The organism is Rhizobium sp. BK181 (assembly GCF_014193305.1).
GTDB lineage: Bacteria > Pseudomonadota > Alphaproteobacteria > Rhizobiales > Rhizobiaceae > Rhizobium.
This window is the reverse complement of record NZ_JACHZA010000007.1, coordinates 201,009-219,839: the sequence shown is the minus strand read 5'-3', so window position 1 is coordinate 219,839 and position 18,831 is coordinate 201,009. Positions and strand designations below refer to the sequence as shown.

Genomic DNA, 18,831 nt, shown 5'->3' with positions numbered 1-18,831 from the left:
CATTTTATGGATCGCTAATACGCGATCATTGGAACCAGAAGCGAGACGACGATGCACAAGGACATGGAAAGGCAGCTGCAAGGCTACGGCCTGACGACGGCCCAAATTATCTACCGGATGCCGGATCACCGAACGATCCTCCAGACCTATATCTGGCAGGACTACGACCTTGCTCCGGACTTTCCAGAAATGCGCAGTTTCCTGAAGTTCTGGCAGGAGAAGCTCGACGGGCCGTTGCATTCGGTGCGCTACATTCACCGCAAACTGATCTCGGCCACCGAATGGCGCGCGCTGAGAGGTGAATTCATAATCAACTGATCGGCCGCACGGCCGGTCAGACATGAGCCTCCCCTTTGACGAACTCGTCTTCGTCCATCTCTCGGTGCAGTGTGCCATAGAGGATGCCGGCATAGGCCAATCCAACGACGCAGAGCACTGCCCAGCCGGGAATTGGCCCAAGTGCCGCGTTCTCGACCACATAGGTCCAGGAATGTGTCTGCGTCAGCGGATTGCCTTCGGTCTGTAGCTTGGGTGTCGTGATTTTCAAGCACCATGCGAGCAGCAGGATCAGGTACATCCAGCAATAGTTTCGCCGCAGTCGACGCTTTACCGCCCCGTGGTAACTCAGCAGAAATTGCGGATTGCGCAAGCTCTTGGCAATCGCGCCGGCCCAATCGGCTTTGAAATCACCATTCGGCGCCAGGATCTGTGCGAAATAGCCTCGCTCAAGCTTCCGTACGCGGGCACGATAAATATCGAAGAAACGATAGCGACGGGCCTCGATGAGCAGCAGCAACGTAATCAGCATCATCCCGAAAAGCAGCACGCCGTGATGCGAACTCGGTGTCGAAAGTGAAACCGAAAGCAGCGCCGCCGCCACGGTGATCGCCCAATTCGATGTGCGGTCGATGCGATCCCGCCAGCTGATCATCCGGCCGAGCTCACCGCGGTAATAGTGGCTGAGCGTATTAGTGATCTCGCCTGGAGTTGCCGGGAGCGCCGGGCGCAGACTATCCAACTCCTTCTCGAAATTTGCCTTGCTGAGTTCGGCGACCATGGCATTTCCTCCATTTTGTTCTTGTTCATTAGAGGACGCTTACTTTGCTCCTCGAACGTCGCCATTGCAAAAGACATTCAGTCGCCGTAGACGCAGCTTTGGAATAAAATGATGGTGAATTGCTATGGCCAAGAAGATCGACGAAGACGCACTCGCGGAAGCCTATGACCGGGCACTTGCACTCGAGAAGGCGGGCGACGTTGACGCCGCCGTGAAGGCCTATGAAGAGGTCCTCGCCATCGATCCGGAAGATCATGGCGGTGCCGCCGTGCGGATCGCTTCCATGGGCCGCGGCGAGACGCCGACCAAGGCGCCGGACGCATATGTCGAGACCCTGTTCGACCAGCATGCCGAAGTCTTCGAGGATGTCCTCGTGGAACAGCTCGGCTACCATGTGCCGATGATGGTCCGCCAACGGCTTCAGGAATTAAAGCTCGGCCCCTTCAAGCGCATGCTCGATCTTGGCTGCGGTACTGGCCTCACCGGCAGCGCGCTCGGTGATCTCTGCGAAGATATGACTGGGATCGACATCTCCGAAAACATGGTCGAGATCGCCCACGAAAAGGAGCTCTACGAAACGCTCTTTGTCGCGGAGGTAGAAGATTTCCTCGACGACAATGACGAGGACCCGTTCGACCTCATCACCGCAACGGACGTCCTGCCCTATCTCGGCGCGCTCGAACCGCTGTTCTTCGGCGCGGCGGAAAATCTGAACCCGGATGGTTTCTTAATCTTCTCATCGGAGGAACTTTCCGAGGCTTCGGGAAACGGCCAGCCGTATATGGTCGGACCTCATCAGCGCTTCCTCCATTCGGCGACCTATATTCGCGAGAGGCTGGCGGCAACCGGCTTCACGCTCGTCGAAATGAGGGAGATCAACGTTCGCATGCAAGAAGGCCTTCCGAGCCCAGGCCATCTGGTGATTGCGCGACGTGGCTGATGGCAGTCGCGAAATATCCACGCGACACATGGTTTTGCGGCAAAATACAACCACTAATTGCGTCTCGTTGGTAGACGAGTGACCATTTGAGGCTGAACCTCTCCAAGCAACCCTGGGGAGAGGTCGCATGGGAGAGTCGCAACCATTCAACATCGCTAACTTCCTACGCTGGCTCCATTCGGAATTGCACGACTTGGACATCCAGTGGCCGGTTTTGCTTTTGGCAGTCTTTATCCCCCTGCTGCTCATCTACGCGCGCAATGACATACGCGTGCGACGCCTGCGTATCATTTCGGACTTCATAGCCTCCTATCCGACAACGAGGGACCAGGACCCAGCGAGGGCCGGCGTTCCATCGGACAGGCCGGGTAGCAATCCGGCCCTCGAGTTTGTGACATCGAAATATTTGTCCGATCTGCGCGAACCGGACGACCAACCGATCCGGCTCGGTTCCGAGGGCCTGATCAAGGAGATCGAAAGGCGGATGCGGTCGTCGCGCATCATCGGCAACGCGGGCGACCTCCGGCTGTTTCTTTCCGCGCTCGGCTTCATGGTCATTTGCTATTTTGGGTTCGGCAGCTTGCTCAAGGCGCTTGAAACCGGGCTGCAGGTTGCAGGCGTTGAGGGCGCCCCAATATGTGGCGCAACAACCACGTGCTGCCCACCGAACGCATTCCTGGGTCAGATCCGGATCATAGGCACGCTGGCATTCGCAGGCGCCTTTATTGCAGCGATCCGCCAGTTCATTCGCAGCCTCGCAGTCTTTGACCTCTCCGCCTACACAATTATCTGGCAGACAGCGGAGATATTTGCCTCCGTGGCGATCGTAATCTTCCTCTACGTCGCTTTCACCGATCCGACACGCCTGCTGGGAACGCTGGGCGCGGGCGGCGACGGAACACGCGATTGTACCCATATTTCATGGGTGTGGCTTGCGCTTGCTCCCTTGCTGGGTCTAGCGCCGCAGAGCGCGACCAAGTTCCTGCTCATCAAGATGCAGTCGATCATCTCGTGGATAAAGATGGACGACGACCGCTTCTATCCGGTGACCCGTGTCACCCCTCTGGATGTGCTCGACGGGATCGACTACGCCACTCGCTTCCGGCTTGAGGAGTGCGGCATCTACGACGTCCAGAACCTTGCCACCTACAATCCGATCCAGCTTCACATCGAGTCGCCTTACGGCATCTATCAGACGATTGACTGGGTCGGACAGGCGCAGCTCTGCAATATGCTGGGCCTCCCGAAGTATCTGATGCTGAAGCAACTGAACATCCGCACTGTCTTCGATCTGGAGCGCGCCATCGATTACGGAGGGCGGGAGGCTGCGCCCACCGAAAAAGCAGGGCCCGACGAATTCGATAAGATCTATGCGGGCGTTCTTTTTGCCGTTACCGCAGACGCGCGCAGGATCGGCGAACTTGGCGGCCTCAACGCGTTCATCATACGCAATGAACCCACAAATTCGCTGCCACCAGGAGACAGTCCTTCGGCATCCGCTCTTCCGCCCATCCAAGCAGCAACTGTCGATGAATATTTTACCTGGGCTTGCCGAACCATCACCGAGAATCCCGCGAAAACGAAGGCTTGCGTGGAGCACTTGATCGGATGGATCGCTGACGATCTCCACGTTCGGCGGCTCCGGCGGATCTGGCAAGAGATGTCGGATGATCTAGGCAATCGCTCAAAGCGACTGGACAACGGGCCGGCACCTTCTCAACCCGTCAATAGTTAGCTAATCACGCAACTTTTTCGTTGAATACGGGGTCACGACCTGATACTTAGCCAATCATGCAAGTTTCCAACAGCGTGAAAGGCTGGCCTCATGTCGCTCTTCCTCCACAGTCACCCGCTTGCATCCTTTTGCCACAAGGTCCTGATCGCCCTCTACGAAAACGCCACGCCGTTTAAGGCCGTGCACGTCGATCTCGGGAGCGAGGCGTCCAGATCTGCCTTCTTCAGTGTCTGGCCGCTCGGGAAAATGCCGGTACTGCGCGACGAAACCCGGGGCCGCACCCTGCCGGAAACGACGATCATCATAGAGTATCTTGATCGCTATTATCGGGGCGCAACACCGCTTATCCCGAACGATTTTGATGAAGCGCTCGAGGTCAGGCTGTGGGATCGGCTCTTCGACCTGCACGTGCAGGAACCGATGCAGCAGATCGTCGCGGAGCGGCTGCGTGGCGGCGGCGATCCGAGCCGCGTGGCGGACGCCGAGGCGGCGCTACGCAAAGCCTACGGAATGATCGAGCGGCAGCTTGGCGATTGCCTGTGGATCGCCGGAGAGAGCTTCACCATGGCCGATTGTGCGGCCGCTCCCGCCCTCTTCTACGCCGAGACACTGGTTCCTTTCGTGGACCAGCCGAGGCTGCAGGGCTACTACGACAGGCTTCTTGCGCGCGCCTCCTTCGCCCGGGTCCTTGAGGAGGCGCGTCCGTACTTCAAGTTCTATCCCTATCGTGAACGGCTGCCTGCCCGCTTCCGGCCAGATGAAGCCGCAAAATGATGCACGAACCCGCCGATCTCGATCAGATGTTCCACGCGCTGTCGGACCGCAGTCGGCGCGGCATGGTCGACCGTCTCGGCCACGGCCCTGCCTCGGTGTCCGAACTGGCCGAACCGTTGTCGATGGCGCTCCCGACGGTCATGAAGCACCTGGCGGTCCTGGAGCGAAGCGGCCTTGTCCGATCGGAAAAGAGCGGCCGTGTTCGGACCTATCGCCTGCAAAGGGACGCATTGGCAGAGATGGAACGCTGGCTTGCAGCGCATAAGGCGGGTTGGAGCAAGACTTTCGATCGCCTGGAGCAGTTCCTGGCAGATGAGCAAAAACCGGAGTGATGAAGCGATGACGACGTATTCCGCCATGCACGAGACGTTCGCGATCGAGCGAAAGATGCGGGCTCCCGTTTCACGCGTCTTTGCTGCCTGGGCAGATCCGGACGCCAAGCACCAGTGGTTCGCCTGCCACGATGAATGGGTGTCCCTTGAATACAGCCTCGACTTCCGCGTCGGCGGACAGGAGCGAAACCGCGTCGCCGACAGCGATGGAGTCCCACACGTTTATGAGGCGCGCTATCTCGATATCGTGCCGCAGGCGCGCATCATCTATGCCTATGACATGAAGCTCGGCGAAACACGCATTTCGGCATCGCTCGCAACAATCACCTTCGAGGCGACGGCATCAGGGACAACCATGCTCTTCACGGAGCAGGTGGTCTTCCTTGACGGTTACACCGACGGCGGTTCCCGCCGGCAAGGAACCGAGATTCTGGTCGACCGCATCCAAGCCTATGTCGAACGCGAGAGCAGCACAACACACTAAGCCGCTTTCATGCTAGGTTGCTGTCCGAACAATCCCACGGCTGCGAGTAAGACGGCATGAGCGCAGGAAAGAGGCCTTCCCAAACCGGAACCGCTCCGAAAAGGCGGCACAAGTTTAATCCCAAGCGCGAGCCGAGACCCGAAGTCCTGGCAAGGGCCAACCACACGGTCGCATGGGCAGCGGCCTGGGTCGTCGTAGGCTTTCTGGTGATTGCGACAGCCGCTAGATTTTTGTTCTAGTCGCCCTTGAGGCCGCCGTGGTCAAAATTCACTGAGCGGTCTCCGTTCCCAGGATCGCCGCCAACAGCCGCCCTTCAAGCTCTGCCAGTGCGGGATTGCCGTGTCTGCGCGGATGCGGATAGGGAATCGCCAGATCGAGCGCAATGCGCCCCTCTTCGAGCACGATCACACGATCGGCGAGATGCACTGCCTCGCTGACGTCATGCGTGACCAGCACGGCCGTAAAGCCCAATTCTCGCCAGACGCGATTGAGTAACTCCTGCATGCTGATCCGGGTCAATGCGTCGAGTGCCCCGAGCGGTTCATCGAGCGCCAGCACGCCCGGCTTGCTCACCAGTGCCCGCGCCAGCGCAACACGCTGCCTTTGTCCGCCTGAGAGACGGGCCGGCCATTCGTTTGCTTTTTCGACAAGCTGCACCTCGGCAAGCACCGCCTCGGCTTCCCCAAGTGCGGCACCTTTATCGACGCCATCGCCGAGCCCGACCGCCACATTTTTGGCAACGCTCAACCAAGGGAGCAGGCGCGGCTCCTGGAACACGATCCTCGCGTTCCCTTGGGCATCCGCACCGTCTGCGGTTTCAAAGTGCAGTTCACCGCTCGTCGGCTCATCGAGCCCCATCAGAATGCGCAGGAGCGTACTCTTGCCGCAACCGCTCTTGCCGATAACCGCGACGAACTGCCCGGCCGGAATGTGGAGATTGATGCCGCGCAGCACACGGTTGCCGCCGAAGCTCTTCTCAAGTGCTCTCAGGGTAATCGTCGCGGCCCCGGTGCGTTCCGGCGCCGCACGATCGGACTCGTATTCGAACTCGTCGGCGGCCCCTCGAAAACGTTCATGCGCAATGATGGTCACGACGCCTCTCCTACTTCTGATAAACCGGGTTCCACTTGAGCGCTCGACGTTCGAGCGCCCGGGCGACAACATCGGCAAGCTTGCCGAGGATGGCGTAGATCACCAGCGCCAGCACCACGATGTCCGTCATCATGAACTCGCGCGCGTTGTTCGCCATGTGACCGATACCGGACGAAGCAGCGATCGATTCCGATACGATCAAGGTCAGCCACATAATGCCGAGTGCGTAGCGCAGGCCGACGAAGATGGACGGCAAGGCGCCGGGAAAGATCACCTTCCTGAACAACGTCCAGCTTCTCATACCATAGACGCGGCCCATTTCGATCAGGTCACGGTCGACGTTGCGGACGCCATGATAGGTGTTGAGATAGATCGGAAAGAGCACGCCGAGCGAAGTCAGGAACAACTTGGATTCTTCGCCGATCCCGAACCAGAGGATGACGAGCGGGATCATGGCCAGATGCGGGATCGTGCGCAGCATCTGCAGCGTCGTATCCGTCAGTTGCTCCGAAATTTTCGAGACGCCGTTGGCGATGCCGAGCAGGAAACCGATCGAGCCGCCAACCAGCAGACCGGCAAAGGCTCGGCCGGCGCTGACGAGGATATCGTGTGGCAACTGCCCTGTGGTGGTCGTCGACCAGAACGCAACGGCTACATCCGCCGGTGACGGCATGATGCGGGAGGAGATCCAACCGGCCGAAGAGGCCAGTTGCCATACGGCGATGATCGCCACGGGCACGAGGAAGGGCAACAGCTTATCTCGCCCCGGAAGAGGCAGACGGATATTTCCCTTGCGTTCAACGCGGTCGGTTAGTGCCCGCCCAATCGGCGTGTCGAAAGTCGACATGAAGGTTTTTCCTCGCTGCTGCTTGCTCCACCTCAACTTCGGAGAGGCATGGGGGTGTGGTCATCAATGAAGAAGTGTCGCCCGATAGCGGGCGGCGCCATCTGGTGGGTCAGGAGCCGGAAACTACCTTCAGGTTTCCCCCATGGCTGCCGCCACCGAAAACCTGATGCTTGGCGAAATCGGTCTGGAAGCCGTGCCGTTGCTCGTCGCGTGCGATCCCGAGTTCCGGGAACAACAACTCGGCCACACGATAGGCTTCCTCGAGATGCGGGTAGCCGGACCCGATGACGGTATCGATGCCGACGTCCTGATACTCGCGCAGCCGCGCGGCCACGGTCTTCGGCGAGCCGACCAGTGCCGTTCCAGCCCCGGCGCGCACCAGGCCAACACCGGCCCACAGGTTCGGTGAAACTTCCAGCTTGTCGCGCCTGCCGCCGTGCAAGGCTGCCATGCGCTTCTGACCGACGGAATCGGATTCCTTGACGAAGCGCTCCTGTGCCTCGCGGATCGTCTCATCGTCGAGCTTCGAGATCAGGCGATCGGCCGCCGCCCATGCTTCCTCATCTGTCTCGCGGACGATGAAGTGCAGGCGAATGCCGAAGCTCACCTCACGGCCTTTTTTCGCAGCGGCCGCGCGCACCTTCTCGACCTTTTCGGCGACCTGTGCAGGTGGCTCCCCCCAGGTCAGGTACTTGTCAACGCGACCAACCGAGAAATCAATGCCGGCATCCGACGAACCGCCGAAATAGAGCGGCGGACGCGGGTTCTGGACTGAGGGAAAACCAAGCTTCGCATTCGTTGCCTTGATGTACTTGCCGTCATAGCTCGCGACGCCTTTCTCGAGCAGCTCTTCGAACACCGTGAAGAACTCATCGGCATGGGCATAGCGCTCGTCATGGGCCAGATGAATGCCGTCGCCGGCCAGCTCCGCCGGACTGCCACCGACAACGATGTTAAGCAACAGGCGGCCATTCGAGATGCGGTCCAGCGTTGTCGTCAGGCGAGCGTAGTAAGCCGGCGACGCCGTGCCCGGGCGGATGGCGACCAGGAATTGCAGCCTCTCGGTCTTGGCGGCAAGTGCTGCCGCCGTCACGAAGGATTCTTCACAGGCTACGCCTGTCGGCAGCAGCACGCCGGAGTAGCCAAGTCGATCGGCCGCCTGGGCGATCTGGGTGAGATAGCCGATCTCGGGCGCACGCGTCTGCTCGTTCGAACCGAGATAGGCGCCGTCCCCCGAGGTCGGGATGAACCAGAGGAAATTGATGGGATCGTGTTTGCCGGTCATGGAATGATGCCTTCTAGTCGGAATAGAAATCAGCTTGCCTTGGCGCGCCAGACGATGTCGCCGGTGTTCAACTGCTTCGGGACGATGCCGAGCTTGTAGAACTCATCGGCCAGCCCCTGCTGATAAGCCGCAGCCGCATCCGTAATGCCGGAAACACTGCCGAGGTCGGCCCCAGCTCGCGTCAGCGTCACACGCGTCACTTCGGGCGGCACGCCGGTGATTTCGGAGAGCTCCTTGATTGTCTGATCGAGATTGCTCTGTGCAGACCGCCCGACCTGCGTCAGCTCATCAAGCACATCGGTGATGACCTGGCCGTTTGCATCGGTGAATTCGGCATTCGCCAGGAAGAAGCTGTAGGAGTCGACGATGCCTTCGGCCGTTGTCAGGATGCGCGTTTCCGGATCCGCCTCCGCGATTGCGAGATATGGATCCCAAATCGACCAAGCCTCGATGCTGCCATTCTTGAAGGCGGCTGCGGCGTCCGCTGGGCTGAGATCGACGCCCTCGATATCCTCAGGCGCGAGCCCAACCTTGCGCAGTGCCTTTACCGTGACGTTATGGGCGCTCGAGCCGCGCTTGAAGGCAACCTTCTTGCCCTTCAGATCTTCCAGCGACTTGATCGGCGAGTCCTTCCTGACAAGGATCGCCGAGCCGGCCGGGCTGCCTCGATAAAGTCCAACATAGTAGAGGTGACCACCGGCGGCCTGCGCGAAAAGCGGGGGGACATCACCCGTCGCGCCGAAGTCGAGCGCACCGGCGCCGAGCGCCTCAAGCAGCGGTGGGCCCGAGGTGAACTCCGACCAGCTGACGGTGATGCCGCGATCAGCCAATCGCTTCTCCAGCGCGCCGCGGCGCTTGGCCAGAGCCAGAACGCCATTTTTCTGCCAGCCGATCCGAAATTCGGTCGCCGCCGCACGCGCGCCTTTGATCCCGGGGAGCAACGCCGTTGCCGCCGCCGCGCCGAAAAGCCCCAATGTCTGACGTCGTGAAATCATCGTCGTTCCCTCGTTGGGAGTCGGCCTTGTCCGTCGCCGCTCCAGCGTTTCGATGTTTCAATCTTGATAAAACCCATTAAATCGATCGACATTTATATTTATTATCTTTTGGCGCTTGCGGGATTATCCGAACCAGCATTCGGCCCTTTCGGGGAAAATTTTTCCCTCCAGATGTTGCTGGCTCTTCCGACGGCTTTTCGGGCGCCGTGCTTTCGGCTAATCCTCATGCCCTGCATTCGGGAAAGGATAGACACATGGCAAAAGTCGCATTCATCGGTCTTGGCGTAATGGGGTTCCCCATGGCTGGCCATCTCAAGGTGAAAGGCGGCCACGATGTCACGGTCTACAACCGGACCACGGAAAAGGCGGCTGCCTGGGTGGAGAAATTCGGCGGCAAGTCCGCCCCAACGCCGGCAGAAGCGGCGAAGGATGCGGACTTCGTCTTCACCTGCGTCGGCAACGACGACGATCTCCGCTCGGTGACAACGGGCGAGGACGGCGTTCTCCTGACGATGAAGCCGGGCGCTATCCTCATCGACAACACGACCGCAAGCGCGGAAGTTGCCCGCGAGCTCGATGCCGCCGCGAAAGCAAAGGGCTGTGCCTTCATCGACGCCCCGGTATCGGGCGGACAGGCAGGTGCCGAGAATGGTGTGTTGACGGTCATGTGCGGCGGTGAAGAAACCACATTCGACAAGGCGAAGCCGGTGATCGATGCCTATGCCCGCATGGCTGGCCTCATGGGACCGGCCGGTGCCGGCCAGCTCACCAAGATGATTAACCAGATCTGCATAGCCGGTCTCGTGCAGGGACTTGCTGAGGGCATTCATTTCGGCAAGCGCGCCGGCCTCGATATCGAGAAGGTAGTTGAGGTCATCTCCAAGGGCGCGGCCGGCTCCTGGCAGATGGAGAACCGCCACAAGACCATGAACGCGGGCAAGTACGACTTCGGCTTCGCCATCGACTGGATGCGCAAGGATCTCGGCATCGTCCTCAGCGAGGCGCGCCGCAACGGCGCGAAGCTGCCGGTGACAGCCCTCGTCGACCAATTCTATGGTGACGTTCAGGCCATGGGTGGCAATCGCTGGGACACGTCCTCGCTGCTGGCTCGATTGGAGAAATGATCGCCCCTTCCTCCGCCGCAGCGGAGCTCATCGCGCATCTGCGGACGCTGCGCTCTGAGGAAGGCATATCAGGCATGGCCCGTTTCGGGATCGTCACCGAAACCGCGCTTGGGATCTCCAATCCGGATCTGCAAAAGATCGCGAGGATAGTGAAGCGGAATCACGCTCGCTCGCTTGAGCTTTGGCAAAGCAACGTCCGCGAGGCGCGCCTACTGGCGCTCTATACGGCCGAACCTAAAAGGTTGACGCCGGACCTTGCAAGAACATGGTCCGATGACTTCGCCTCGTGGGAGATCGTCGATACCGCGGCAGACCTCTATGTCGAAGCCCGTCTCGAGGCGCTGATATCGGAGTTCGCGGCCGACGATCGTGAGTTTGTTCGGCGAACCGCCTTTGCCATGATCGCGAGCGCTGCAGTTCATATGAAGAAGGAACCGGACGAAACCCTGTTGGCGTGGCTTCCTCTCATTGAGTTGCATGCTGGCGATCCACGCAATTTCGTGCGCAAGGCGGTGAACTGGGCGCTGAGGAACATCGGCAAACGCAATTTGTATTGCTACGCGAAGGCGCTCGCGGTCGCGGAAAGCCTCGCCGCATCCAGCGACCGGACCGCGCGCTGGATCGGGAAGGATGCCGTGCGGGAACTGACAAGCGAGAAGGTCATTGCCAGGCTGGAACGAAAGTCCGCCGAACGATGACCGCGCCTCACTCGTGTTGAAAACAGCGGACGGAGAATCTTCCTCCGCCCGCCGTTCCTTCTACCCAACTATTTCTGGATGCACGTATCGACCGTGTCCTTCGTGCACTCGTCAAGACCGGTGAAAACAGGATCCGGGACGGTCTTGCCGGCAATCAGATCCATCATTACCGACGGTGCCTTGTAGCCCATTTCAAAAGGCCGCTGGCCGACGAGCGCCGTAACGAGGCCTTCCTTGGCAATCGCGACTTCATCGCCGATCGTGTCGGCCGCACCGATCACGAACTCGTTCTTGCCGATCTTGTCGGCCATCGGCTTGAAGAGATCCCGATAGGGCTGTGGTGCGCCGAACAGCGGCCAACCGCCCATGATGCCAAAGGCATCGAGATCGGTATTGGCGGCGAGAATGTCGGTCATGGCCTGAACGCCCTTGGCGCCATCGTCATTGGTAAAGACCGGGCAACCGGCAACTTCCGTCCACCCACCCTCGCCTTTCAGCGCCGTCAGGCCTTTCTGGCCGGTCAGCGTGTCACGCATTCCCTGCGCACGACGCAAAATGTTGTCGGCGCCAGGGTTGCCCTCGATCGTGCAGATCTTGCCGCCCTTCGGCTTGGCTTTCTTGATGTATTCGCCGATGCGGGCGCCCATCAGATAGTTATCGGTGCCGAGATAGGTTTTGCGCAGTGCCGAGTCCTCGGCAGCAAGGTCGGCATCGAGGGTCATGACAGGGACCTTCGGATTTGCCGTCTTCAGCGTCTGCGCGATCAGCTTGGCGTTTGACGGAGAAATAGCGATGGCCGCCGTTTCGGATTTACCCAATACGTCCTGAACGATTTGCGCTTCGCCGGCTTCATCGGAAGTCGATGCGGGACCGGTGTAGAAGCATTCATATTCGGAGTCCGGGTTTTCCTTGTTCCATTTCTGGCAACCCTGGTTGATTGCCTCGAAGAACGGGTTGTCGAGCCCCTTCACGACAATGACCAGCTGTTTCTTCGCGGCAAGGGCCTGTCCAGCCGTCAGCGCCAGCACCGCGGCTGTAAGCAATAATGCCTTCCTCATAGCTTCCTCCCATTTAAAAATGGCGGACGCCATCGCCCGCCACATGATCAACCCGGATACCAGACGATGCGAGGATCCTCCTCCGAACGCATATACCCCCAGGCCGAGTCGATTAGCATTTCCAGATCGTAGACGGGCCGCCATCCCAGCAGGTACTTGGCCTTGCTATTGTCCATCCAGTTCGAATGGAACTGGCTTGGGATGTCGACCGAGTTGAGTCCGCGCGTGCGCGCCAGATGGGCGGCGACCTCGCCGTAGTCGACGGGACGATCCATGCAGATGTTGAAGAGCTGCCCCTTGGCGCGCCGATTGTCGAGCGCGGCAAGGATCGCCGAAACAAGGTCATCCACATGCACGAAATTGCGCTTCAATGGGCGACCGTCAGCGTCACGCAGGAGCGGGATCGTCTGTTCCCGCGCATAACGCATAGCGTCGCTCGCCGGAACAAGCGTCTTCCAGTCCGGCCCTCCGAAGACGTCATCACCGAACGACAACGTGAACTTGAAATCATCCTTCTCCATGATCCAGGGCGCACGCAGACAGCAGCCATTGATGCCGTACTGGATCTGGAATTGCTCCAGCATCACCTCTTCCAGAACCTTCGACAGCGCGTAGCACCCGGGATAGGCTTGGTGCGGCGTGGCCTCGGTGATCGGCGCTTCATGGCGATAGAAGAAATGGCCGATTCCGGCATCACCGCCGATAAGAATGAATTGGCGCGCAGTGGCGCTCGTCCTGAATGCCTCGAGCAGCCAGAAAAGTCCCTTGACGGTGACGTCCATGACGTCCTCAGGCGTTTCCTTGCATGTCGCCAAATGCACGACATGTGTGACGTCGGCAAGCGCCTTGGTTACCGTCTCGCGATCGCTGATCGAGCCTCGGAGGGTTTCGACCCGCTCGGTTTCCGGGCACAAGCGATTATGACAAAGCGCGCGAATGCGCGCCTTTGAAAATCGCGGATCGTCGAGCAGCCCAGCGATGAAGTGCTGCCCGACCTTGCCCGTTCCACCGGTGACAAGGATCAGCATACTCTCCTCCACCAATAGCTAATATACAGACACCTACGCGCGTCAATCGAATTGTAGTACAAAACGAATAATTGTAACGGAGCCCGTAAATTAGCAGCATCCGATTGACGGTTTCGCGCGGTTCTGGGTAATGTTGCAACGGCTCGCGAGGGAGGAACTGGCGAGCTACATCACGGCCCGAAATAGGGGTTTCGGCTTTAGGAGGCTAGACGGCTGGTGGCAGTTCTCGAGCTCGCCAACATATCAAAACATTTCGGCGCCATACAGGCGGTCAACGACGTTTCGTTTTCACTGGAAGCGGGAGAGGTCGTCGGGCTGATGGGCGACAATGGCGCCGGCAAATCGACACTCGTGAAAATGATCGCCGGCAACTTTCGGCCGAGCCATGGCGCGATGCGGCTCGATGGTCAGGATCTCATCCTTCACAAGCCGATCGATGCGAGACAGCGCGGCATCGAGATCGTCTATCAGGAACTTGCGCTCTGCAACAACCTCACCGCCGCTGCCAACGTATTCCTCGGCCGCGAACTCCGCCGTGGCCTCGGCCCGCTGCGCATTCTTGACTACCGGACGATGTACAAGCGCGCAGGCGAAATCTTCAAGGAACTGAAATCGGAGACACGCCCGCGCGACCTGGTGAAGCAGATGTCGGGCGGCCAGCGCCAAGCCGTCGCGATCGCGCGCACCATGCTGGCCGAGGCGAAGCTTGTGTTGATGGACGAGCCGACGGCCGCCATTTCCGTTCGTCAGGTTGCGGAGGTCCTCTCCCTCATCCGCCAACTGCGCGATCGCGGCATCGCCGTCATCCTGATCAGCCACCGCATGCCCGACGTCTTCTCGGTAGCTGATCGGGTAATCGTTATGCGGCGCGGCCGCAAGGTTGCCGACAAGCAGATCGGGGCAAGCTCGCCGGAGGAAGTCACGGGGCTCATAACCGGCGCAATCGAACAGGTGTGAACAAGCACCGGATGCAAGCGAACGAAGGTCGACCATGGCAATAACCCTCGATCAAACGATAGCGCAGAAGCAGCGTAACTGGCTGTCGTCAGTCTTTGCGAGCCAGACGTTCTGGGTCCTCATCGCCGTCGTTCTCGCCTGCATTTTCCTGTCCTTCGCCACGAGCTCCTTTGCTACCCCCACCAACCTCTACAACATCACCCGCAATGTCACCTTCGTCGCGATCATCGCGCTCGGGATGACGCTTGTGATTGTCACCGGTGGCATCGACCTCTCGGTCGGTTCAGTGCTGTGCCTCTGCAGCATGGTATTGGCAGTCACCATGCATGCCGGCTATGGCATCGGAACCGGCATTGCGGCTTCGATCGGCACGGCGCTCGTCGTCGGCGCCTTCAACGGCCTCCTGATCGCTTATCTTGGGTTCCCGCCCTTCGTCGTCACCCTTGGTATGCTGTCGATTGCCCGCAGCCTCGCGATGGTTGCCTCGAACAACACCGTTGTCTTCCAGTTTGGCCCGGACCACGACAAGCTGCTGGCGCTTGGCGGCGGCGCATGGTTCTTCGGCATAGCCAATCCGGTGCTCTATATGGCAGTACTGGCCCTCCTCACCGGCTTCGTGCTGCGCTGGACCCGGTTTGGCCGCTATGTGTTCGCCATCGGTGGTAACGAGCATGCCGCAACGCTGACGGGCGTGCCCGTCAGGAAGATCAAGGTCGCCGTTTACATGATCTCGGCACTCTCGGCCGGGGTCGCCGGCATCATCCAGACGGGCTGGCTTGGCGCCGTGACCACGAACATCGGTGCGGGCATGGAGCTACAAGTTATCGCCGCCGCCGTCATCGGCGGCGCCAATCTCGCCGGTGGCGTCGGCACTGCGTTCGGCGCCATCGTTGGCGCGGCACTGATCGAGGTGATCCGCAACAGCCTTGGACTGTTGGGGATCAACGCCTTCTGGCAAGGCACCTTCATCGGTGGCGCGATCGTACTCGCGGTTCTGTTCGACCGGCTGAGAAATCTCCGCCAGAGCGAGTAGCTGAGGAGCCCTCAGTCCTCGTTCGACTTGGCGTTGTCGAGGATCATATAGTCGAGCGGCAACTGCGTCGAATACTTGATCTGTTCCATGGCAAAAGCAGACGAGACGTCACGAATCTCGATCTTTGCGATCATCCGCTTGTAGAATGCATCATAGGCTGCGATGTCAGGCACGACGACGCGCAGTAGATAGTCCACATCGCCGCTCATGCGATAGAACTCGACGACCTCGGGGAAGTCGGCGACGACTTCCGAAAAGCGTCGTAGCCACTCGATCGAGTGCGTTGCCGTCCGGATCGATACAAACACCGTGACCTTGGTGTTGACCTTCTCCGGATCGAGGATGGCCACACGGCGCTTGATGACGCCGTCTTCTTCCATCTTCTGGATGCGCCGCCAGCAAGGTGTTGTGGAGAGCCCGACCTTCTTGGCAAGATCGGCCACAGCCAAAGTCGAATCCTCCTGCAAGAGACGCAGGATCTTACGGTCAAGACGGTCCATACGGCAAAGCCCCTTCGAATTATTTTCTCTGTATAGCGCGATTCCGGGAGTTTAAAAGAATTTTGTTTCAGACAGCAATGCCCCAACCCGCTCGCGCAACGTCGGCAACAACTCTGTTGCGAACCAAGGATTGCGTTTGATCCAGCCGGTATTTCGCCAACTAGGATGCGGCAGCGGAAAAATGACCGGCGAGCCCGGACGCGAAAGGGCCGTCTGCCAGGCCCGCACCGTCTCGGTCATAGTCTCCCGGCGCTCCTGGCCCATGTGCCAAGCCTGCGCGTATTGGCCGACCACGATCACCAGTTCGATCTGCGGCATTGCCGAAATCACCATGCTCCGCCAATGCGGCGCACATTCCCGCCGCGGCGGCAGGTCGCTTCCCTTGGCGTCGTAGCCAGGAAAGCAAAAACCCATCGGCACAATGGCGAAACGGTCGCGGTCGTAGAACGTCTCCCGATCGACATGCAGCCAATCGCGCAGGCGGTCGCCGGATGCGTCGTTGAATGGCAGACCTGTGTCGTGGACCTTGAGCCCCGGCGCCTGCCCCGCGATCAATATCCTCGCCTTGGAAGAGATGACCACGACCGGCCGCGGCTCATGTGGCAATCGCGCACCAGGCCCACCGAACGGTGCGTCACGACAGATCCGGCAGGCGGCAATCTCCTGCCGAAGGCGATCCAGCGCGCGCTCGTCCGGCGCGCCTTCGTCAGTCACCATCCGAGCAATCCCGCAATTCCCCGCACATTCGATCTTGGCGCATGCTCGCGCACACTGCGCGGCATCTCAAACGTCCCAGCCCAGAGTCCGACCTTTTCCATTCTCGCTTGCCTCTCCTCGTCACCATAAGCGCCATAGGACACCGCCATGCCGCTCCGCACCATCGCGGCGTTCAAATCGACGCCGCCAGCCCGGCAGATCACAAGCAGGCGATCGAAACGGTCCCGCTCCGTTCCAGCGCACTGTGTATCGACCGCCCCAACAAGACGTTGCAATGCCCGCTTCGCCTCCTGACCGCAGGTCCATACGTCACCTGCCCGTTCGCAGGTCTGGCTGAGCTCGGGTGCATCGATGCCGTGGAGCCGCATCCGCTCATTGCCGAGATTCAGACTGTCACCATCCGCGGCATGAAATCGGCCGGAATGGACCGTTTCTGTCTTGTCGTTCAACTTCGCCGCAATCAGCCACAGGAACGCCAGCAAAGCCAGCGCCGTCACGCCGTCGCGCATCACCCGCCAACCGCGCGTCACGCTTTCGCCTCCTTCAGAAACAAATCCTTGGCAAAGATGGCTAACATCATCTTAAGGATTGGGCTCTAGGGTGTAGAGACCCGCGGATCAAATTTCAACGTGCACAATGAGTACTGGCGTTAGCACATCGACCGATAAGAACATCGTCGACAAGTCACGCAGTCACCGGAACAAGCCTGTATCGAAGGCTGTTCGGCTGACGCGGGAACGCCTGCAATCGAGCCACGCCGCGAGCGGCGGGTTCGATCGCGACGTATTGGTGATGTATGTCAATGCGGTCCTGCAGGGCGCTTCGATCGTCCCGCTCTTCGTCATCATCATTGCCGCATTCGGCGTTTACTTCACGGAAGACACGCAGATCTTTCTGTGGGCACTGCTGACACTGACAGCCCATGCGGCAAACGTCTTCATCGCGCGCCGCGCCCGCAGCCAGGAAATCAACGCGACGACCGCGCGCAGTTGGCGCCGCATTCTCCTGCTCGGCCAACTCATGGTCGGCTGCTGCTGGGCAGTGTTCGCTCTGCAGGACTGCGCCGTATGCGAACCGTCGAGCTTCCTGCTTTACAAGGGCGCTACGCTACTGATCGCACTTTCCGTGACGGCCATGTCGAATTTTATGCTGACACCGTCGGTGCTGATAACCTTCGCCCCTGTCGTCCTCGGCCTGGTCGCCAAGGCTGGTCTGTCCCGAGAAATCCTCGAGATCAGCCTGACCGCCATTTTCACAACCACCGTCATTTTCTTCAACTACATCGGCGACCGGCTCTTCCAATCCAACCTCAAGATCCTCGCCTATCAGGCAGAAAAGGACGACCTGATCGCCGAACTCGAAGTCGCAAAATCGATGTCGGATGAGGCCCGCCGTCGGGCGGAGGAGGCCAACCTCGCAAAGTCCCGCTTCCTCGCCTCCATGTCGCATGAGCTGAGAACGCCACTCAATGCCATCCTTGGCTTCTCGGAGGTCATGTCCGCCGAGGTCATGGGTCCGCTCAACAACCCGACCTACAAGGAATACACCAGCGACATCCACCGCTCGGGTGAGCATCTGCTGAATCTTATCAACGAGATCCTCGACCTCTCGCGCATCGAGGCCGGCAAATACGAGCTCAGCGAGGAAGCGATTTCGCTATTGAACATTTCCGAAGATTGCATTGGCATGGTGCAACTGCGCGCACGCGGCAAGAACATCACCATCTCGCAGCAGTTCGAGCCCGAATTGCCCGCCGTCTGGGCAGATGAGAAATCGCTTCGCCAGGTCGTCCTCAACCTGCTTTCGAACGCCGTGAAGTTCACGCCGCAATCGGGCGAAATCCACGTCAAGGTCGGCTGGACCGCCGGTGGCGGCCAATACATCTCCATCAAGGACAACGGCCCCGGTATTCCGGAAGATGAAATTCCGGTGGTCCTGTCCGCTTTTGGCCAGGGCTCGATCGCGATCAAGAGCGCGGAACAAGGGACCGGCCTCGGCCTGCCGATCGTTCAGGCGATCCTCGCCAAGCACGACGGCCAGTTCATCCTCAAATCGAAGCTGCGCGAAGGCACCGAAGTTATCGCCATCCTGCCTGCCAAGCGCGTGCTTCAGACCGTTCCGGCTGTCGAGGATACCCAAGCGGTTTCCCGCAAGCGCCGCAGTTTTGCGTGATGT

General features: G+C 59.7%; 21 protein-coding genes. 11 read left to right on the top strand and 10 right to left on the bottom strand.

What is annotated here, in order from left to right; translation table 11 throughout:
• Positions 1 to 51: 51 nt before the first annotated feature.
• Entirely contained in the window at positions 52 to 318 is a 267-nt protein-coding gene (locus FHT77_RS18495; RefSeq protein ID WP_016554211.1) for an usg protein, read from the top strand.
• A gap of 16 nt (positions 319 to 334) precedes the next feature.
• On the opposite strand, the gene FHT77_RS18490 is transcribed toward FHT77_RS18495, so the two are convergent.
• Positions 335 to 1,057 (bottom strand): DUF2270 domain-containing protein, encoded by a 723-nt coding sequence (locus FHT77_RS18490; RefSeq protein ID WP_183756378.1) that lies wholly within the window; start codon positions 1,055 to 1,057, stop codon positions 335 to 337.
• 124 nt (positions 1,058 to 1,181) lie between these two features.
• On the opposite strand from FHT77_RS18490, the gene FHT77_RS18485 reads away from it, so the two are divergent.
• The 5 genes from FHT77_RS18485 to FHT77_RS18465 all read left to right on the top strand — a co-directional run bounded on the left by FHT77_RS18485 (position 1,182) and on the right by FHT77_RS18465 (position 5,322).
• Complete coding sequence (locus FHT77_RS18485; protein ID WP_183756377.1) at positions 1,182 to 1,997, top strand: class I SAM-dependent methyltransferase; 816 nt, start codon at positions 1,182 to 1,184, stop codon at positions 1,995 to 1,997.
• 127 nt (positions 1,998 to 2,124) lie between these two features.
• Positions 2,125 to 3,732, top strand: a complete 1,608-nt coding sequence (locus FHT77_RS18480; protein ID WP_183756376.1) for a hypothetical protein — start codon at positions 2,125 to 2,127, stop codon at positions 3,730 to 3,732.
• Between the two features lie 90 nt (positions 3,733 to 3,822).
• Positions 3,823 to 4,506 (top strand): glutathione S-transferase family protein, encoded by a 684-nt coding sequence (locus tag FHT77_RS18475; protein WP_183756375.1) that lies wholly within the window; start codon positions 3,823 to 3,825, stop codon positions 4,504 to 4,506.
• The gene (locus tag FHT77_RS18470; RefSeq protein ID WP_183756374.1) at positions 4,503 to 4,838 is read left to right on the top strand and encodes a helix-turn-helix transcriptional regulator; all 336 of its coding nucleotides are present in this window, start codon (positions 4,503 to 4,505) and stop codon (positions 4,836 to 4,838) included. Before FHT77_RS18475 ends, FHT77_RS18470 begins: the two co-directional genes overlap by 4 nt.
• A 7-nt stretch (positions 4,839 to 4,845) precedes the next feature.
• On the top strand, positions 4,846 to 5,322 hold the full coding sequence (locus FHT77_RS18465; protein ID WP_183756373.1) for an SRPBCC family protein: 477 nt from the start codon (positions 4,846 to 4,848) through the stop codon (positions 5,320 to 5,322).
• A gap of 267 nt (positions 5,323 to 5,589) precedes the next feature.
• Here the strand turns inward: FHT77_RS18465 and FHT77_RS18460 are convergent, their stop codons facing one another.
• From FHT77_RS18460 to FHT77_RS18445, 4 genes are all read right to left on the bottom strand, one after another.
• Positions 5,590 to 6,414: an ATP-binding cassette domain-containing protein gene (locus FHT77_RS18460; protein ID WP_183756372.1), complete on the bottom strand. Its 825-nt coding sequence runs from the start codon at positions 6,412 to 6,414 to the stop codon at positions 5,590 to 5,592.
• Positions 6,415 to 6,424: 10 nt separating this feature from the next.
• Positions 6,425 to 7,261 carry an aliphatic sulfonate ABC transporter permease SsuC gene (ssuC, locus tag FHT77_RS18455; RefSeq protein WP_183756371.1) on the bottom strand — a complete coding sequence of 279 codons (837 nt, stop codon included), beginning with the start codon at positions 7,259 to 7,261 and terminating at the stop codon, positions 6,425 to 6,427.
• Positions 7,262 to 7,370: 109 nt separating this feature from the next.
• Complete coding sequence (gene ssuD / locus FHT77_RS18450; protein WP_183756370.1) at positions 7,371 to 8,546, bottom strand: FMNH2-dependent alkanesulfonate monooxygenase; 1,176 nt, start codon at positions 8,544 to 8,546, stop codon at positions 7,371 to 7,373.
• Positions 8,547 to 8,575: 29 nt separating this feature from the next.
• On the bottom strand, positions 8,576 to 9,541 hold the full coding sequence (locus tag FHT77_RS18445) for an aliphatic sulfonate ABC transporter substrate-binding protein (RefSeq protein WP_183756369.1): 966 nt from the start codon (positions 9,539 to 9,541) through the stop codon (positions 8,576 to 8,578).
• A 254-nt stretch (positions 9,542 to 9,795) separates the two neighbouring features.
• Here FHT77_RS18445 and FHT77_RS18440 point away from each other — a divergent pair, with 254 nt between their 5' ends.
• Both FHT77_RS18440 and FHT77_RS18435 read left to right on the top strand, forming a co-directional pair.
• Entirely contained in the window at positions 9,796 to 10,665 is an 870-nt protein-coding gene (locus FHT77_RS18440) for an NAD(P)-dependent oxidoreductase (RefSeq protein ID WP_183756368.1), read from the top strand.
• A complete protein-coding gene (locus FHT77_RS18435; RefSeq protein ID WP_183756367.1) occupies positions 10,662 to 11,363 on the top strand; it encodes a DNA alkylation repair protein in 702 nt (233 codons plus the stop codon). The genes FHT77_RS18440 and FHT77_RS18435 overlap by 4 nt, the downstream gene beginning before the upstream one ends.
• Before the next feature lie 68 nt (positions 11,364 to 11,431).
• Here FHT77_RS18435 and FHT77_RS18430 read toward each other — a convergent pair whose 3' ends face one another.
• Positions 11,432 to 12,421 (bottom strand): sugar-binding protein, encoded by a 990-nt coding sequence (locus FHT77_RS18430; protein WP_019279868.1) that lies wholly within the window; start codon positions 12,419 to 12,421, stop codon positions 11,432 to 11,434.
• A gap of 47 nt (positions 12,422 to 12,468) precedes the next feature.
• Entirely contained in the window at positions 12,469 to 13,449 is a 981-nt protein-coding gene (locus tag FHT77_RS18425) for an NAD-dependent epimerase/dehydratase family protein (RefSeq protein ID WP_183756366.1), read from the bottom strand.
• Between the two features lie 213 nt (positions 13,450 to 13,662).
• On the opposite strand from FHT77_RS18425, the gene FHT77_RS18420 reads away from it, so the two are divergent.
• Positions 13,663 to 14,406, top strand: a complete 744-nt coding sequence (locus tag FHT77_RS18420; protein WP_040674400.1) for an ATP-binding cassette domain-containing protein — start codon at positions 13,663 to 13,665, stop codon at positions 14,404 to 14,406.
• 34 nt (positions 14,407 to 14,440) lie between these two features.
• Positions 14,441 to 15,439 carry an ABC transporter permease gene (locus tag FHT77_RS18415; protein ID WP_016554227.1) on the top strand — a complete coding sequence of 333 codons (999 nt, stop codon included), beginning with the start codon at positions 14,441 to 14,443 and terminating at the stop codon, positions 15,437 to 15,439.
• Positions 15,440 to 15,450: 11 nt separating this feature from the next.
• Here the strand turns inward: FHT77_RS18415 and FHT77_RS18410 are convergent, their stop codons facing one another.
• The 3 genes from FHT77_RS18410 to FHT77_RS18400 are packed head-to-tail and all read right to left on the bottom strand — an operon-like array spanning position 15,451 to position 17,186.
• On the bottom strand, positions 15,451 to 15,939 hold the full coding sequence (locus FHT77_RS18410; protein WP_007533095.1) for an Lrp/AsnC family transcriptional regulator: 489 nt from the start codon (positions 15,937 to 15,939) through the stop codon (positions 15,451 to 15,453).
• A gap of 51 nt (positions 15,940 to 15,990) precedes the next feature.
• Positions 15,991 to 16,656 carry a uracil-DNA glycosylase family protein gene (locus FHT77_RS18405; protein ID WP_183756365.1) on the bottom strand — a complete coding sequence of 222 codons (666 nt, stop codon included), beginning with the start codon at positions 16,654 to 16,656 and terminating at the stop codon, positions 15,991 to 15,993.
• On the bottom strand, positions 16,650 to 17,186 hold the full coding sequence (locus FHT77_RS18400; protein ID WP_183756364.1) for a thermonuclease family protein: 537 nt from the start codon (positions 17,184 to 17,186) through the stop codon (positions 16,650 to 16,652). Before FHT77_RS18400 ends, FHT77_RS18405 begins: the two co-directional genes overlap by 7 nt.
• A 106-nt stretch (positions 17,187 to 17,292) precedes the next feature.
• On the opposite strand from FHT77_RS18400, the gene FHT77_RS18395 reads away from it, so the two are divergent.
• Positions 17,293 to 18,828: a sensor histidine kinase gene (locus tag FHT77_RS18395; RefSeq protein ID WP_183756363.1), complete on the top strand. Its 1,536-nt coding sequence runs from the start codon at positions 17,293 to 17,295 to the stop codon at positions 18,826 to 18,828.
• Positions 18,829 to 18,831 lie beyond the last annotated feature (3 nt).

Coding starts and splice junctions, on each gene's coding strand:
- FHT77_RS18430 (WP_019279868.1), bottom strand. CDS start 12,421: ATGAGGAAGGCATTATTGCTTACAGCCGCGGTGCTGGCGCTGACGGCT.
- FHT77_RS18415 (WP_016554227.1), top strand. CDS start 14,441: ATGGCAATAACCCTCGATCAAACGATAGCGCAGAAGCAGCGTAACTGG.
- FHT77_RS18410 (WP_007533095.1), bottom strand. CDS start 15,939: ATGGACCGTCTTGACCGTAAGATCCTGCGTCTCTTGCAGGAGGATTCG.
- FHT77_RS18440 (WP_183756368.1), top strand. CDS start 9,796: ATGGCAAAAGTCGCATTCATCGGTCTTGGCGTAATGGGGTTCCCCATG.
- FHT77_RS18485 (WP_183756377.1), top strand. CDS start 1,182: ATGGCCAAGAAGATCGACGAAGACGCACTCGCGGAAGCCTATGACCGG.
- FHT77_RS18425 (WP_183756366.1), bottom strand. CDS start 13,449: ATGCTGATCCTTGTCACCGGTGGAACGGGCAAGGTCGGGCAGCACTTC.
- FHT77_RS18465 (WP_183756373.1), top strand. CDS start 4,846: ATGACGACGTATTCCGCCATGCACGAGACGTTCGCGATCGAGCGAAAG.
- FHT77_RS18435 (WP_183756367.1), top strand. CDS start 10,662: ATGATCGCCCCTTCCTCCGCCGCAGCGGAGCTCATCGCGCATCTGCGG.
- FHT77_RS18475 (WP_183756375.1), top strand. CDS start 3,823: ATGTCGCTCTTCCTCCACAGTCACCCGCTTGCATCCTTTTGCCACAAG.
- ssuC (WP_183756371.1), bottom strand. CDS start 7,261: ATGTCGACTTTCGACACGCCGATTGGGCGGGCACTAACCGACCGCGTT.
- ssuD (WP_183756370.1), bottom strand. CDS start 8,546: ATGACCGGCAAACACGATCCCATCAATTTCCTCTGGTTCATCCCGACC.
- FHT77_RS18480 (WP_183756376.1), top strand. CDS start 2,125: ATGGGAGAGTCGCAACCATTCAACATCGCTAACTTCCTACGCTGGCTC.
- FHT77_RS18445 (WP_183756369.1), bottom strand. CDS start 9,541: ATGATTTCACGACGTCAGACATTGGGGCTTTTCGGCGCGGCGGCGGCA.
- FHT77_RS18490 (WP_183756378.1), bottom strand. CDS start 1,057: ATGGTCGCCGAACTCAGCAAGGCAAATTTCGAGAAGGAGTTGGATAGT.
- FHT77_RS18470 (WP_183756374.1), top strand. CDS start 4,503: ATGATGCACGAACCCGCCGATCTCGATCAGATGTTCCACGCGCTGTCG.
- FHT77_RS18495 (WP_016554211.1), top strand. CDS start 52: ATGCACAAGGACATGGAAAGGCAGCTGCAAGGCTACGGCCTGACGACG.
- FHT77_RS18405 (WP_183756365.1), bottom strand. CDS start 16,656: ATGGTGACTGACGAAGGCGCGCCGGACGAGCGCGCGCTGGATCGCCTT.
- FHT77_RS18395 (WP_183756363.1), top strand. CDS start 17,293: ATGAGTACTGGCGTTAGCACATCGACCGATAAGAACATCGTCGACAAG.